Annotated in this window: 13 protein-coding genes; 3 read left to right on the forward strand and 10 right to left on the reverse strand. The window is 69.0% G+C overall.

Annotation, left to right across the window (positions count from 1 at the left end):
- Positions 1 to 11: 11 nt before the first annotated feature.
- The 4 genes from RHOOR87_RS0110645 to RHOOR87_RS0110660 all read right to left on the reverse strand — a co-directional run bounded on the left by RHOOR87_RS0110645 (position 12) and on the right by RHOOR87_RS0110660 (position 4,963).
- A complete protein-coding gene (locus RHOOR87_RS0110645; protein ID WP_015448595.1) occupies positions 12 to 1,034 on the reverse strand; it encodes a LacI family DNA-binding transcriptional regulator in 1,023 nt (340 codons plus the stop codon).
- A 144-nt stretch (positions 1,035 to 1,178) separates the two neighbouring features.
- Positions 1,179 to 2,603, reverse strand: coding sequence for a sugar porter family MFS transporter (locus RHOOR87_RS0110650; RefSeq protein WP_015448596.1), 1,425 nt, complete (start codon positions 2,601 to 2,603; stop codon positions 1,179 to 1,181).
- A 114-nt stretch (positions 2,604 to 2,717) separates the two neighbouring features.
- The gene (recQ, locus tag RHOOR87_RS0110655) at positions 2,718 to 4,547 is read right to left on the reverse strand and encodes a DNA helicase RecQ (protein WP_027485004.1); all 1,830 of its coding nucleotides are present in this window, start codon (positions 4,545 to 4,547) and stop codon (positions 2,718 to 2,720) included.
- 74 nt (positions 4,548 to 4,621) lie between these two features.
- A complete protein-coding gene (locus RHOOR87_RS0110660) occupies positions 4,622 to 4,963 on the reverse strand; it encodes an MGMT family protein (RefSeq protein ID WP_015448598.1) in 342 nt (113 codons plus the stop codon).
- A gap of 68 nt (positions 4,964 to 5,031) precedes the next feature.
- Here RHOOR87_RS0110660 and RHOOR87_RS0110665 point away from each other — a divergent pair, with 68 nt between their 5' ends.
- Positions 5,032 to 5,436, forward strand: coding sequence for a hypothetical protein (locus RHOOR87_RS0110665; protein ID WP_007511542.1), 405 nt, complete (start codon positions 5,032 to 5,034; stop codon positions 5,434 to 5,436).
- Positions 5,437 to 5,444: 8 nt separating this feature from the next.
- Here the strand turns inward: RHOOR87_RS0110665 and RHOOR87_RS0110670 are convergent, their stop codons facing one another.
- On the reverse strand, positions 5,445 to 6,557 hold the full coding sequence (locus RHOOR87_RS0110670; RefSeq protein ID WP_007511544.1) for an inorganic phosphate transporter: 1,113 nt from the start codon (positions 6,555 to 6,557) through the stop codon (positions 5,445 to 5,447).
- An 84-nt stretch (positions 6,558 to 6,641) separates the two neighbouring features.
- Positions 6,642 to 7,271 (reverse strand): hypothetical protein, encoded by a 630-nt coding sequence (locus RHOOR87_RS0110675; RefSeq protein WP_007511546.1) that lies wholly within the window; start codon positions 7,269 to 7,271, stop codon positions 6,642 to 6,644.
- A gap of 145 nt (positions 7,272 to 7,416) precedes the next feature.
- On the opposite strand from RHOOR87_RS0110675, the gene RHOOR87_RS0110680 reads away from it, so the two are divergent.
- Positions 7,417 to 8,739, forward strand: a complete 1,323-nt coding sequence (locus RHOOR87_RS0110680; RefSeq protein ID WP_015448599.1) for a hemolysin family protein — start codon at positions 7,417 to 7,419, stop codon at positions 8,737 to 8,739.
- A gap of 179 nt (positions 8,740 to 8,918) precedes the next feature.
- Here RHOOR87_RS0110680 and RHOOR87_RS0110685 read toward each other — a convergent pair whose 3' ends face one another.
- The gene (locus RHOOR87_RS0110685; RefSeq protein ID WP_027485005.1) at positions 8,919 to 9,677 is read right to left on the reverse strand and encodes an RNA methyltransferase; all 759 of its coding nucleotides are present in this window, start codon (positions 9,675 to 9,677) and stop codon (positions 8,919 to 8,921) included.
- 113 nt (positions 9,678 to 9,790) lie between these two features.
- On the opposite strand from RHOOR87_RS0110685, the gene RHOOR87_RS0110690 reads away from it, so the two are divergent.
- Positions 9,791 to 10,594, forward strand: a complete 804-nt coding sequence (locus RHOOR87_RS0110690) for an inositol monophosphatase family protein (protein ID WP_007511552.1) — start codon at positions 9,791 to 9,793, stop codon at positions 10,592 to 10,594.
- Positions 10,595 to 10,646: 52 nt separating this feature from the next.
- Here RHOOR87_RS0110690 and hda read toward each other — a convergent pair whose 3' ends face one another.
- From hda to RHOOR87_RS0110705, 3 genes are all read right to left on the reverse strand, one after another.
- A complete protein-coding gene (gene hda, locus RHOOR87_RS0110695; RefSeq protein ID WP_027485006.1) occupies positions 10,647 to 11,345 on the reverse strand; it encodes a DnaA regulatory inactivator Hda in 699 nt (232 codons plus the stop codon).
- On the reverse strand, positions 11,342 to 12,511 hold the full coding sequence (locus RHOOR87_RS0110700) for an AI-2E family transporter (RefSeq protein WP_027485007.1): 1,170 nt from the start codon (positions 12,509 to 12,511) through the stop codon (positions 11,342 to 11,344). Before RHOOR87_RS0110700 ends, hda begins: the two co-directional genes overlap by 4 nt.
- Positions 12,512 to 12,649: 138 nt before the next feature.
- Positions 12,650 to 13,630: a DUF2066 domain-containing protein gene (locus RHOOR87_RS0110705; protein ID WP_007511557.1), complete on the reverse strand. Its 981-nt coding sequence runs from the start codon at positions 13,628 to 13,630 to the stop codon at positions 12,650 to 12,652.
- Between the last annotated feature and the right edge of the window lie 22 nt (positions 13,631 to 13,652).

The raw sequence follows: 13,652 nt of genomic DNA on the forward strand, positions 1-13,652 counted from the left end.
CGCTAAAGACCTCAGCGCAGGCTGGAACGCCGCACCACCAGCTTCACCGGCAGCACCTCGCTGTCCACCGGTCCGCCGCGGATCAGCCCGAGCAGGCTGTCCACCAGCACCTCGCCGGCCTGCTTGGTGTCCTGCAGCACGGTGGTCAGCGGCGGGTTGACGAAGCTGGCCATGGGGATGTCGTCGAAGCCGGCCAGCGCCACGTCCTGCGGCACGCGCAGGCCGTGGTCGCTGAGCGCGCGCATGGCGCCGATCGCGATCAGGTCGCTGGCGGCGAATACCGCGTCGAAGCCGGCCTCGCGCAGGATCAGGCTGCGCATCGCCTCGTAGCCGGAGCGCTCGGTGCTCTCGGCGTTTTCCTGCAGCGCCGGGTCCACCGCCACGCCGGCCTGCTGCAAGGCGTCGACGTAGCCGCGGTAGCGGCCGAAGAACTCCGGATAGTGGCTGGACGCGTCGCCGAGGAAGGCGATGCGGCGGCAGCCGCGTTCCAGCAGGTGCCCGGCCACCGCCTGGCCGCCGCGGAAGTTGTCGCAGCCGATCGACACGCCGGGCTGGTCCGCCAGCACCGCGCCCCAGCGCACGAAGCGGGTGCCTTGGGCGACCAGTTTTTCCAGCTTGTCGGTATAGGCCAGGTAGTCGCCGTAGCCGAGCAGGATCAGGCCGTCGGCCTTCTTGCTGTCGGCGAAGTCGGCGTGCCAGTCGTGCGAGAACTGCTGGAACGAGATCAGCAGGTCGTAGCCCTGCAGCGCGCAGGCACGGGTGATCGAGCCCAGCATCGACAGGAAGAACGGGTTGATGTGCGACTCGTCGGCGGTGGGGTCCTCGAAGAACAGCAGCGCCAGCGTGCCGGAATGCATCCGGCGCAGGTTGGAGGCGTTCTTGTCGACCTTGTAGTTGAGCTGTTCGGCGGCGGCCTGGATGCGCCGCCGGGTTTCCTCATTGACCAGCGGGCTGCCGCGCAGCGCGCGCGACACCGTGGCCTGGGATACCCCGGCCAGGTGGGCAATGTCGATCGATGTGGCTTTTGCCTTCATCCGCAGCGCGACCCGCAAGCTTTTGCGACGACGCCATGCCGTCCGTGCCAAATCCTAGCCGGTTTGCACGCCGCTTGTCGTAAACCGCCTGCCGCTGATCGAGGCAGGTGCATGTCGCCACCGACGCTGGCCGAGAGACGATCCTCATGCGCGCATGTCCTCCAGCTCGATGCCCTTGGTCTCGCGCACGCCGGCCAGCACGAACAGCAGCGACAGCAGCGCGAAGCCGGCGTACAGGCCGTAGGCGAAGCTGAGGCCCAGCTCGGCCAGCGCGGGGAACGTGCTGGTGATCGCGAAGTTCGCCAGCCACTGCGCGGCCGCGGCCACCGCCAATGCGGTGGCGCGGATCCGGTTCGGAAACATCTCGCCCAGCAGCACCCATACCACCGGGCCCCAGCTCACCCCGAAGAACACCACGTAGGCGTTCGCCGCGACCAGCGCCACCATGCCGGTGGCGCCGGGCAGGCTCAGCGTGGCGCCGCTGCCGGTAGCCTGCGAGAAGCACCACGCCATCAGCCCCAGGGTGATCGCCATGCCGGCCGAGCCGACCACCAGCAGCGGCTTGCGCCCGATCTTGTCGACCAGCGCGATCGCCACCAGGGTCACCAGCACGTTGACGATCGAGGTGACCACGGTGATGGTGAACGAGTCGGCCTCGCTGAAACCCACCGAATGCCACAGCGTGGACGAGTAGTAGAAGATCACGTTGATGCCCACGAACTGCTGGAACACCGACAGCAGGATGCCGATCCACACCACCGGCAGCAGCCCGGCGGTCTTGCCGCACAGGTCGCGCAGGCGTGGCCGGTGTTCCGAGCGCAGGCTGTCCTCGATGTCGCGCAGCTTGTTGTCCAGCGCTGTCTCGCTGTGCATGTTCAACACCTTGCGCAGCACCACGCGGGCCTCGTCGAGGCGGCCCTTGGCGACCAGGTGCCGCGGCGACTCCGGCACGCCCAGCACCAGGGTGCCGTAGACCAGCGCCGGCAGCGTCGCCACCAGGAACATCCAGCGCCACGCCGCCAGCCCGAACCACAACGGCTGCGCCGCGCCGCCGGCCACGCCGGCCAGCCACGCATCGCTGAGCAGCGCGGCGAAGATGCCCAGCACGATCGCCAGTTGCTGCATCGAGCCGAGCCGGCCGCGAATGTGCGCGGGCGAGACTTCGGCAATGTAGGTGGGCGCGATCACCGAGGCCACGCCCACGCCGATGCCGCCGACCAGCCGCCACAGGATCAGGTCCCACACCGCGGTCACCAGCCCCGAACCCAGCGCACTGGCGACCAGCAGCACCGCGGCCACCTGCATCGTGCGCACGCGGCCGAAGCGGTTCGCCAGCATGCCGGCGTACCAGGCGCCCAGCGCCGAGCCGAGCAGCGCGCAGGACACCGCGAAGCCGATCTGCGCCGCGTCCAGCGCGAAGCCGCCGCGGACCGCGTCGACCGCGCCGTTGATCACCGCCGTATCGAAACCGAACAGGAATCCGCCCAGCGCCGCCGCCGCCGAGATCAGCACCACCCGCGCGGTGGCTCGCTGGCCCAGCCCGTCGCCCGTCATGTCCATCGTGCTCATCGCGTCTCCCCAACGTCATGGCATCAAGATGCGCCCGAGTCTGCACTGCGGATCCCGACCGTGTCCGATTGAATACGTATGCAGTCGCCCGCGGGCAAGCCGATGGCGCCGAGCCTATGCCGGCGCGTTGATCACGGCCAGGAAATCGCTGCCATAGCGCTTGAGCTTGGCCTCGCCGACACCGCTGATGGTGGCCAGCTCGTCTTCGTTGGCCGGCATGGCGCGCAGCATCGCCAGCAAGGTGGCGTCGTGGAACACCACGTACGGCGGCACGCCCTGCTGCTTCGCCAGTTGCGTGCGCAGCGCGCGCAGCGCATCCCACAGCTCCTGCTCGTAGGCCTCGATGCCAAGGCTGCCGCCGCTGCCTTTATCCGACGTGACCAGCTTGCTGTCGCGCCGGCGCCGGCTGGCGCGTTCGGGGCGGGCATCCTCGCGCAGCTTCAGCTGGCGGCCGCCGCTGAGCACGCTGCGGCTGGCGGCGGTCAGGCGCAAGGTGCCGTAGCCTTCGGCGTCCGCTTCCAGCAGGCCGGCGGCGAGCAGCTGGCGGAACACCGAGCGCCACTGCTTCTCGTCGAGATCGGCGCCGACGCCGAAGGTGCTGAGCCGGTGGTGGTCGAGGGCGAGCACGCGCTCGGTTTCCTCGCCGCGCAGCACGTCGATCACGTGGCCGGAGCCGTAGCGCTGGCCGGTGCGGTACACCGCCGACAACGCCTTCTGTGCCGGCACCGTAGCGTCCCAGGTCTTCGGCGGCGCGAGGCAGTTGTCGCAATGACCGCAGGGGCCGGGATAGACCTCGCCGAACGCGCCCAGCAGCAGCTGGCGGCGACAACCGGTGGCCTCGGCGTAGGCCAGCAGCGACTCCAGCTTCTGCCGCTCCACCCGCTTGCGCTCGTCGGCCGATTCGGACTGCGCGATCATCTGGCTCATCGTCACCACGTCGGACAGGCCGTAGATCATCCACGCCTCGGCCGGCAGCCCGTCGCGGCCGGCGCGACCGGTCTCCTGGTAATAGCCCTCGATGCTGCGCGGCAGGTCCAGGTGCGCCACGAAGCGCACGTCCGGCTTGTCGATGCCCATGCCGAAGGCGACGGTGGCGACCATCACCACGCCGTCCTCGCGCAGGAAGCGCTGCTGGTTCTTCGCGCGCGTCGCCGCGTCCAGCCCGGCGTGGTACGGCAGCGCCTCGACGCCCGATTCGGCCAGCCATGCGGCGGTGTCGTCCACCTTGCGCCGGCTGAGACAGTAGACGATGCCGGATTCGCCCTGATGGCCCTGCAGGAATTCGGTGAGCTGGCGCTTCGCGTTGTGGCGCAGGCCGACCCGGTAGCCGATGTTCGGACGGTCGAAACTGGACACGAACTGCCGGGCGTGCTGCAGCGACAGCCGCTCGACGATCTCCTCGCGCGTGCGCGGGTCGGCAGTGGCGGTGAGCGCGATGCGCGGCGCGTGCGGGAAACGCTGGTGCAGGATCGCCAGCTCGCGGTATTCCGGGCGGAAATCGTGGCCCCACTGCGATACGCAGTGCGCCTCGTCGATCGCGAACAGCGCCACCTCGATGCTTTCCAGCAGGCCCAGGAAACGCGGCGTGAGCAGCCGCTCCGGCGCGACATAGAGCAGGTTCAGTTCGCCGGCCAGCAGCTGGCGCTCGACCTCGCGCTGCGCTTCCGCGCTCAGGCTGGAGTTGAGATAGGCCGCGGCCACGCCCGCCTCGCGCAGCGCGTCGACCTGGTCCTGCATCAGCGCGATCAGCGGCGACACCACGATGCCGGTGCCCTGGCGCAGCAACGCGGGGATCTGGTAGCACAGCGACTTGCCGCCACCGGTCGGCATCAGCACCAGCGCGTCACCGCCTTCGCCGAGGTGCTCGACCACGGCCTGTTGCTGGCCGCGGAAACTGGGGTAACCGAAAACGCTTTGCAGCAGGTCGAGGGCGGAGGCTTTCATCGACTGCATGGTAACAAACCGGCCCGGCCCGGCCGCCGGAAATGGCGGCGGCGGCACGTCGGCGCCGCCACCGCTCAGGCGTCCGGCATGCCCCACAAGGCGTGATCGAGATTGCCGTCCAGGCCGAAGCGCGACAGCGGCACGCGGCCGTTCTTCACCTCCACGCCTTCGGCGCGCAGCCGGCGCGACTGCTCGCGGAAACCGCGGCTGCCCGGCGGCATCGCGATGTGCCCGCTGGAACGCAGCACGCGATACCACGGCAGTTCCATGCCGTCGGGTACCTCGCCGAGCAGCCGACCGACCAGCCGCGCGCGCCCCGGCAGCCCCGCGCGGGCGGCGATCGCACCGTAACTGGCGACGCGGCCACGCGGAATCGCGGCGATGGCGGCGTAGATACGGGCGGCGGCCTCATTCATGGTTCACGCGACGCTAGCGGGGATCCGTGGCAGAGTAGCTTCCGACCCTCGCCGACGGAAGCCGCCGCATGCGCCATTTCGAAGCCGTGCGTTCCCATCTCGGCAGCCTGCACGAGCTGCGCCAGAACGATCCCTACCTGATCAGCTTCGACCTGAAACTGGCGCCGGATCGCTACCAGGGCATCTACCTGGCCGAACTGGAGGACGAGGCGGGGCTGCGTTACCTGCGCGTATCCACCCCGATCGGCCCGCTCGCCGGCACCGATCCCATCCGCTGCCTGCGCTTCAACTGGCAGCAGCGCACCGGCTTCCTCGCGGTGGCCGACCTGGACGGCTCGCCCTACCTGCACCTGTGCGAAAACCGTCCCTACGAATTCCTCGACCGTGCCGAGTTGCAGCGCGTGGTACGCGAACTGGGCGTGCTCGGCGATCAGCTGGAGCGACTCATCAGCGTTGGCGACGACGCGCTGTAAGAACCCGATCAGGCCACCAGGCGGAACACCAGCACCAGCCCATAGGCCAGCAGCGCGGTGACCGGCAGGGTCAGGATCCACGCCCACACCATGCGCTCGACCACCGACCAGCGGATCGAGTTGAAGCGTTTGGCCGCGCCCACGCCCATGATCGAGGCGGACACGTTGTGGGTGGTCGACACCGGGATGCCGAACGCCGAGGCGGCGAGGATGACCGCCGCCGAGCTGGTCTCGGCGGCGAAGCCGTTGATCGGGTGCAGCTTGACCATCTTGTGGCCGAGCGTCTTGATGATGCGCCAGCCGCCGCCGGCGGTGCCGGCGGCCATGGTCAGCGCAGAAACCACCTTCACCCATACCGGGATCTCGAAGCCACCGGCCGGGTTGCCATCGATGCGCAGGAAACCCAGCCACGCCGGCAGGTGATCGAACTGGTGCGCGGTGGTGGCGCCGGCCAGCGCCAGCGCGATGATGCCCATGCTCTTTTGCGCGTCGTTCATGCCGTGCGCCACGCCCATCGCGCTGGCCGAGACGATCTGCGCCTTGCCGAAGAAGAAATTGACGAACGGGGTGCGCCCGAACCGGCGCGACCAGCCATGCCGGTTCGCGAACCAGGCCAGCAGTGCATACAGCGAGCCCATCAGGATGAAACTGATGATGAAGCCGGCCAGCGGCGACAGCACCATCGGGATGACCACTTTCGGGATCACGCCGTGGCCTTTCAGCCAGCTGCCCTCCACCCAGATCACCGAGGCGAAGTTGTTGTCCGAGGCGGCCAGCGCCGCGCCCACCAGCGAACCGACCAGTGCGTGGCTGGAACTGGACGGCAGGCCCAGCCACCAGGTGATCAGGTTCCACACGATCGCCCCCAGCAGCGCGCAGATCAGCAGCTGCGAGCTCATCTCGACCACCCCGGCGTTGATCAGCCCGGAGGCGATCGTGGCCGCCACCGCGGTGCCCAGGAACGCGCCGACCAGGTTGGTGCCCGCCGCCATCAGCACCGCCTGGCCCGGGGTGAGCACCTTGGTCGCCACCACCGTGGCGATCGAATTGGCGGTGTCGTGGAAACCGTTGATGTAGGTGAAGACCAGCGCGATCACCACTACCGCGATGACGATGCTCATGCGCGGCCCCCGGCCATGGACGGGCGGCGGACGCGCGGCGCCGGGGCCGGGCAGTGCGGAATGCGCAGGGTCACGGGCCCGGCCTCAGGAGTTCTTCAGCACGATCGAATAGACGATGTTGCCGACGTCGCGGCACTTGTCGATGGCCTTCTCGATCAGCTCGAACAGGTCCTTGGCCAGCATTGCCCGCATCACGTCGCCGCCCTCGACGTACAGCGTGCGGTACGGCGCCAACAGCATGCGGTCGCCTTCCGATTCCAGTGCCTGCAGGCGGTCTTGCAGCTTCTTCACCGGGTCGATGCGCAGGCCGCGGCGCAGCTCGCCGATCATCTCGACCACCACCTCGCTGGAACGCTGCAGCACCAGCGTGCGCTGGGTGAAATCCACTCCGGCCAGGCGGTCGGCCACGATCTCGTAGCGCTCGGCGAACTTCTCGATGGTCTTGGGAATCTTGTACAGCGCCGAATTCAGCGCCTCGATGTCCTCGCGGTCCAGCGCGGTGACGAAGGTGTTCACCAGCTCCTCGCTGATCTGCGCGGCCAGCGTCTTCTCGCGCGCGCGGGTGGCGGTGAAGGCCGCCATCACGGGGCCGCGGTCGGGCTGGGTCAGCAGTTCGTGCAGGGCCTTGGCGCTTTCGCTGACGGTGGCGGCGCTCTGTTCGAGCAGGCCATAGAACTTGTCGCCTTTGCCGAAAATCGTCTGCAATGAAAACATGCGGGCCATGCCTGAGGGAACGGGATGACGGGAATGTTACAGGACCGTCGTGCTGCCCTGCATCAATGCCCGGCCCTGCCGGGGTGATGCGAAAGCCCCGCAACCCTTACACTGCGCCCATGCACCCTCCTCCATCATCACCGCGATGCTGACCGAAATCGCGCTCGTCCTCGTGCTGACTCTGTTCAACGGCTTCTTCGCCCTGTCGGAGATGGCGCTGGTGGCCTCGCGCAAGAGCCGCCTCAAGCAGATGGCCCGGAACAGCCGCAAGGCCGCCTCGGCCTTGCGGCACGCCGAGGCGCCGGAGCACTTCCTGTCCACCGTGCAGGTCGGCATCACCCTGGTGACGCTGATCACCGGTGCGGTCGCCGGCGACGCGCTGGGCGAGCACATCGCTGCCACCTTGCGGGGCGAACAGCTGGCGTGGCTGTTGCCGTACTCGCGGATCATTGGCATCGTGCTGGGCTTCGTGCTGATCTCCTTCATCCAGATCGTGATCGGTGAACTGGTGCCCAAGCGGCTGGCGCTGGCGGCACCGGAAAAGGTGTCGTCGTACGTGGCGATCCCGATGCTGCTGCTGTCGCGGCTGACCGCGCCGTTCGTGTGGCTGTTGAACGCGTCGAGCAACCTGCTGCTGCGCCTGCTGCGGGTCACCCGGCAAGGCAGCGCCGTGGTCACCGAGGAGGAGATCCGGCTGCTGGTCGCCGAGAGCGCCGAACAGGGCGTGCTCGACCCGGACGAACACAACATGGTCAACCGCGTGCTGCGCCTGGGCGACCGCACGGTCGACAGCGTGATGACCCCGCGCATGCGCATCGCCTGGCTGGACATCGCCGCGACCCGCGAGGAGAACATCGAGGTGCTGCGCGCAACCCCGTACTCGTGCTACCCGGTGTATCGCGGCGACGAGAGCGAGGTGGTCGGTGTGGTCGAGGTGAAGCGCCTGCTGCACAGCTTCGCCGAAGGCACGCCGGAACTGTTCGGCCACCTGGCCAAGCCGCTGTTCGTGCCGGCCACTGCGCGCGCGCTGGATCTGCTGGAGGAGTTCCGCGATGCCGAGACGCCGCTGGCGCTGGTGGTCGACGAGTACGGCGACATCGAGGGCGTGGTCACCGTCAACGACCTGCTGGCGGCCGTGGTCGGTGCCAGCCAGATCGGCCATGCCGGCAGCAACGAGGCCAGCCCGATCATGCGGCGCGCCGACGGCAGCTGGCTGATCGACGGCAGCCTGTCCACCGACGACCTGCGCGAATTGCTGCAGATCGGCGAGCTTCCGGGCGAGGAGGAACACGGCTACCGCACCGCCGCCGGCATGGTGATGACCGCCCTCGGCCACGTGCCGCAGACCGGCGAGATGTTCGCCTGGCACGGCATCCGCTTCGAGGTGGTCGACCTCGACGGCGCCCGCATCGACAAGCTGCTGGTCACCCCGGCGCCGTCGCTGGAACCGTCCGACGACGAGCAGTAGCTGGACATTGCCCGCTGCTGCGCAGGGAAGGGGCAAGGTAGCGCGTGCCCTGCGGGTTCGGTCCCTCCCCCTGCTTGCAGGGGGAGGTCAGGAGGGGGTCAAGCTCCTCGCTCTGCCTTGGCGAAGAGCACCCCACCCCAACCCTCCCCTGCTACGCAGGGGGAGGGAGCAAAAGCCGGCTACTTGTGCTTCGCCAGCCCCGCCATCCGCTGCGCATCGGCGAGGATGCCGTGCAGCACGCGCAGCTCGCGCGCGTCCGGCTGCGCGCGCTGGAACAGCTTGCGCAGGCGCAACATGATCGTGGTCGGCTCGCGCCCCTTGTGGAAGTCGATGTCGTCCAGCGTCTGCGCCAGGTGGCGGTAGAACTGTTCCATCTGCACCGCGTCGGCAGGCGGCTCGTCATGCTCCGGCGGTGGCGCCGGCGATTCGTCGCCGAGCATCGCCACGCGCAGCTCATAGGCCATCACCTGCACCGCCTGCGACAGGTTGAGCGAGCTGAAGTCGTCCACGCTGGGAATCCGCACCATCGCGTGGCAGCGCGCCAGCTCCTCGTTCTCCAGCCCGGTGCGCTCGTTGCCGAACACCAGCGCCACCTGCTCGCCGCGGGCCGCCGCAGCCAGCACCTGCTGCACCGCCTCGCGCGGGGAGATCTCCGGCAGGTTCACGCCGCGCCGGCGCGCCGACAGGCCCAGCGCCAGGCTGCTGCCAGCCAGGCCGTCCACCAGGTCGGCGTGGATGCCGGCGTTGGCCAGCACGTCGTCCGCGCCGGCGGCCAGCGCATTCGCCTCCGGATCGGGAAAACGATACGGGCTGACCAGCTCCAGCCGGGTGAAACCCATCGTGCGGATCGCCCGCGCCGCGCTGCCGATATTGCCCGGATGCGAGGTGCGCACCAGCACGTAACGGATGCGGTCGGCGAGCTGCGGAAGATCGGTCATGCGAAGGACGGCCTGGCGACAGGGATCGACAAGGATAGTGGACGCGGGGCGGTCCGCACCCGCCTCTGCTAGAATCGCCGGCCGCAACCCCGCTCTCTTCCAAAGTCGAAACCATGGCCAGACCACACGTCACGATCGCGGCGCGCGCCGCGCGTTCTGCAGGCAATGTGATCCTGCGCTACATGAACCGCATCGACGGCCTCAACATCGTCGAGAAGCAGCAGATGGACTTCGTCTCCGAAGTCGACAAGCTGGCCGAGGCGGAAATCATCAAGGAACTGCGCCGCGCCTACCCCGACCACGCGATCCTCGCCGAGGAAAGCGGCGCGACCGGCAAGGGACCGCTGACCTGGGTGATCGACCCGCTGGATGGCACCCACAACTACCTGCGCGGCATCCCGCACTTCAGCGTGTCGATCGCGCTGCTGGAAAAGGGAGTGCCGATCCACGCGGTGGTGTTCGACCCGCTGCGCGACGAGCTGTACACCGCCAGCAAGGGCGATGGCGCCTACCTCAACGACCGTCGCATGCGCGTGTCCAAGCGCGAGAACCTGGGCGGCGCAATGATCGCCACCGGCTTCCCGTTCCGCCAGCGAGGGCACCTTGCCGCGCAGCTGGACATGACCCGCGCCATCCTCGGCCAGGCCGAGGACATCCGCCGCTCCGGCTCCGCCGCGCTGGACCTGGCCTACGTCGCCGCCGGCCGCTACGACGGCTACTTCGAGATCGGGCTGAAGCCGTGGGACATGGCCGCCGGCGTGCTGCTGGTGCATGAAGCCGGCGGCCGCTACTGCGACTTCGCCGGCCGCGACGGCATCCCCGAAAGCGGCAACCTCGTCGCCGGCAATCTCAACGTGGCGAAGGCGATGGTCGACGCGATCGGGCAGCAGGCGACGCCGGGGCTGCTCAAGGCCTGAACGGTGCGCCCGCTCGAAACGCAAGAAGGCGCCTGCGGGCGCCTTCGTCCTTTCAGGATGTCGCCTCGCGCAGGAACTCGCGCAGGAACGGAATGGTGATCCGCCGTTGCGCCGCCAGCGAGGCCACGTCCAGCTTGTCGAGCAGGTCGAGCAGCGCGCCGAGATCGCGCGCGTAGCGGGCGAACAGCCAGTCCAGCACGCCGTCGTCCAGTTCGATGCCGCGCGCGACGGCCTGCGCCTTCAGCACGGCGCGGCGCTCGGCGTCGTCCAGCGGTTTCAGCGCGAACTGGGTGCAGGCGCCGAGTCGCGAGCGCAGGTCAGGCAATTCGATGCCGAGCTGGGCCGGTGCGGTATCGGCGGCGAACAGCAGCGCGCTGCCTTCGGCTTTCGCGCGGTTGTAGAGGTCGAACAGCGCGTGCTCGGCTTCGCGCTTGCCGGCGATCGCGCCGAGGTCGTCCAACGCCAGCAGTTCGCTGCCGGCGACGCCGCGCAGGGCAGCGGCATGATCGGACAGGGTAGCCAGCGGCAGATACTGCACGCACCGTCCCGCCGCGCTGGCCGCCTGGCAGGCGGCCATCAGCAGGTGGCTGCGGCCACTGCCGCCGGCACCGTGCAGGTAGATCCATGGTGCACCGGGCTCGAGTGCCAGTGCCTGCACCGCGACCAGTGCGGCGGCATTGGCGCCGGCGTGGAAATATTCGAAACGCTGGCGGCGCGGCCAGCGCAAGGCCAGCGGCAGCTGCGGAATCATGGTTCGGCCCGGTCGTCCTGCGGCGGCTCGACCGTGGCCTCGACCCCGCCATCGCGACGCGCGACAACCTCCACCTCGGCAACCACCGGGTCTTCCGGCCCTGCCTCGTTGTACAGCTCGCTCATGCGGTAGCGTTCGATCAGGTAGCGCAGCAGCACCATGATCACCGACGCGGCCGGCAGCGCCAGCAGCACGCCGAGGAAGCCGAACAGGTAACCCCCGGCCAGCACCGCGAAGATCACCGCGACCGGGTGCAGGCCGATCTTGTCGCCGACCAGCTTGGGTACCAGCACGTAGCCTTCCAGCAGCTGGCCGACCGCGAACACGCCGCACACCAGCAGCACGTGGGTCCAGTCGCCGTACTGCACCAGCGCGGCGATGATCGCCGCGACGAAGCCGATGATGAAGCCCAGGTACGGCACGAAGCTGAGCAGGCCGGCGACCATGCCGATCAGCAGCCCCACCGACAGGCCGACCAGGCCCAGCCCGGCGCCATAGAACACGCCCAGTGCCAGCATCACCAGCAGCTGGCCGCGCACGAACGCGCCCAGGATCTTGTCCGATTCGCTGGCCAGATGCGCGATGGTGGGCTGGATCGAGCGCGGCAGCATGCCGTCGACCTTCGCCACCAGCCGGTCCCAGTCGCGCAGCAGGTAGAACGCCACCACCGGGATCAGCACCAGGTTGGTCAGCCACATCGCGATGCCCAGGCCGCCGCGCGATACCTTGCCCAGCACCGCGGTGGCGACGCCGCCGATCGAGCCGATGTGCGCCTTGATCGCGGTCAGCAGGCGGTCGCTGTCGAAGGTGTGCGGGTCCAGGTGCAGGCGCGCCTGCAGCCATGGCCACACGGTGTTCTGCGCCCAGTCGCCGTAGCGCGGCAGGTTGCTGACCAGATTCTCGACCTGGCGCGCGATCAGCGGGATCAGCAGCAGCAGCACGCCGACCACCGCGACCATGATCACCACGAACACGATGGTGGCCGCCCACATCCGGTTCAGCCCGAGCCGCTCCAGCCGGTCGGCCAGCGGATCGCCCAGGTAGGCCAGCATGGCGGCCACCGCGAACGGCATCAGCACCGGCGCCAGCAGCCAGACCAGGTAAACGATGACCGCGGTGATGGCGAACAGCTGCCAGCGACGCGAGATGTCCTTGTCGTGATTCACGCGGCACGCCCCAGCCAGGATTGGTTATGCGTTACTTGAATAGTCCGCACAGGGATGTGCGGGGTTTTGCGAGGGACTCGCACCGTTGGAATAGTCCGCACAGGGATGTGCGGGGTTTTGCGAGGGACTCGCATCCAGTCACCTCAGCCAGCGCAGGTTCGCATCCGCGCCCGGATGCGGCTCGCCCTGCAGCAGCAGGTGGCCGCTGGCGGCAAGGTTCGCGGCCAGCGCGCTGATCGGCGCGGACGCCTTGACGTACAGCAGCACGCCGTCGTTCTGCGCGCCCAGGGTCTGCACCAGCTTCACCGACGGATCGTCCTCAAGGGTCGCCACCAGGTTCGCGTAATCCATCGCCGAGTCCAGCCCGCTGACCCACAGCTTGCCCTCGCTGGGGCCCGCGCCGATCACGTTGAGTTGCCTGCCGAGGCGATCGACCAGGCCGTTGCCGGCGTCGCCGAGCAGCGCCGCGTCGCTCGCGCCCTGGCCGCTCCAGCGTTGCGCCTGGCCGCCCGAAATCAGCGTCCAGTCGGCGCCGCCCTCGCGCAGCTTGCCGAGCAGCACCAGGCCGGTGTGGTATTGCCGGTTGACCGCCATCAGCGCAGCCGGGTCGGCGGCGGCCACCTTGGCCGGATCGGGCACGTTGCCGTCAGGGTAGACCACGTTGGTGCCGCGCGCGCCGGCGGTCGCGGCCAGGCTGGCCAGCGCCGACTGGTCGAGCAGGCGGCCGTCGCTGCCCCGCACCAGCAGCAGCACCGGCGGCTTGATGCCGGCGCTCTGCACGCCCAGCTTCGACACCAACCGGCGCACCGAGCCCGGCTCGAACTCCACCTCCAGCACCAGCCCGGTCGCGGCACGCTGGTACTGGAATTTCTGCACCATCGAGGCCGCCTTGCCCAGCGCGTCGCCGTAGCCGGCGTTGCCGCGCAGGTCCTGGCCGCCGGCGACCCGCGTCAGCACCTGGCCCAGCGCGGTGGCGAACGCCTGGTCGCGCTGCGCGTCGCTGGTGTCGGCGACCGGCACGACCACCGCATACGGCGAGCTGGCAACCTGCGCGTGCGCGGCGGGCAACGTGGCAAAGACCAGCAGCAGGGTGACGATCAACAGACGGAACAGGCGCATGGCGTGGGTATCTTCTGGGGAA

Origin of the sequence: Rhodanobacter sp. OR87 (assembly GCF_000473345.1) — a bacterium.
GTDB lineage: Bacteria > Pseudomonadota > Gammaproteobacteria > Xanthomonadales > Rhodanobacteraceae > Rhodanobacter > Rhodanobacter denitrificans.

Excerpts from the sequence above, each read along its gene's own strand:
- RHOOR87_RS0110665 (WP_007511542.1), top strand. The coding sequence starts at position 5,032 with ATGCGCCATTTCGAAGCCGTGCGTTCCCATCTCGGCAGCCTGCACGAG.
- RHOOR87_RS0110690 (WP_007511552.1), top strand. The coding sequence starts at position 9,791 with ATGGCCAGACCACACGTCACGATCGCGGCGCGCGCCGCGCGTTCTGCA.
- RHOOR87_RS0110680 (WP_015448599.1), top strand. The coding sequence starts at position 7,417 with ATGCTGACCGAAATCGCGCTCGTCCTCGTGCTGACTCTGTTCAACGGC.
- RHOOR87_RS0110670 (WP_007511544.1), bottom strand. The coding sequence starts at position 6,557 with ATGAGCATCGTCATCGCGGTAGTGGTGATCGCGCTGGTCTTCACCTAC.
- RHOOR87_RS0110675 (WP_007511546.1), bottom strand. The coding sequence starts at position 7,271 with ATGTTTTCATTGCAGACGATTTTCGGCAAAGGCGACAAGTTCTATGGC.
- hda (WP_027485006.1), bottom strand. The coding sequence starts at position 11,345 with ATGATTCCGCAGCTGCCGCTGGCCTTGCGCTGGCCGCGCCGCCAGCGT.
- RHOOR87_RS0110660 (WP_015448598.1), bottom strand. The coding sequence starts at position 4,963 with ATGAATGAGGCCGCCGCCCGTATCTACGCCGCCATCGCCGCGATTCCG.
- RHOOR87_RS0110645 (WP_015448595.1), bottom strand. The coding sequence starts at position 1,034 with ATGAAGGCAAAAGCCACATCGATCGACATTGCCCACCTGGCCGGGGTA.
- RHOOR87_RS0110685 (WP_027485005.1), bottom strand. The coding sequence starts at position 9,677 with ATGACCGATCTTCCGCAGCTCGCCGACCGCATCCGTTACGTGCTGGTG.
- RHOOR87_RS0110650 (WP_015448596.1), bottom strand. The coding sequence starts at position 2,603 with ATGAGCACGATGGACATGACGGGCGACGGGCTGGGCCAGCGAGCCACC.
- recQ (WP_027485004.1), bottom strand. The coding sequence starts at position 4,547 with ATGAAAGCCTCCGCCCTCGACCTGCTGCAAAGCGTTTTCGGTTACCCC.
- RHOOR87_RS0110705 (WP_007511557.1), bottom strand. The coding sequence starts at position 13,630 with ATGCGCCTGTTCCGTCTGTTGATCGTCACCCTGCTGCTGGTCTTTGCC.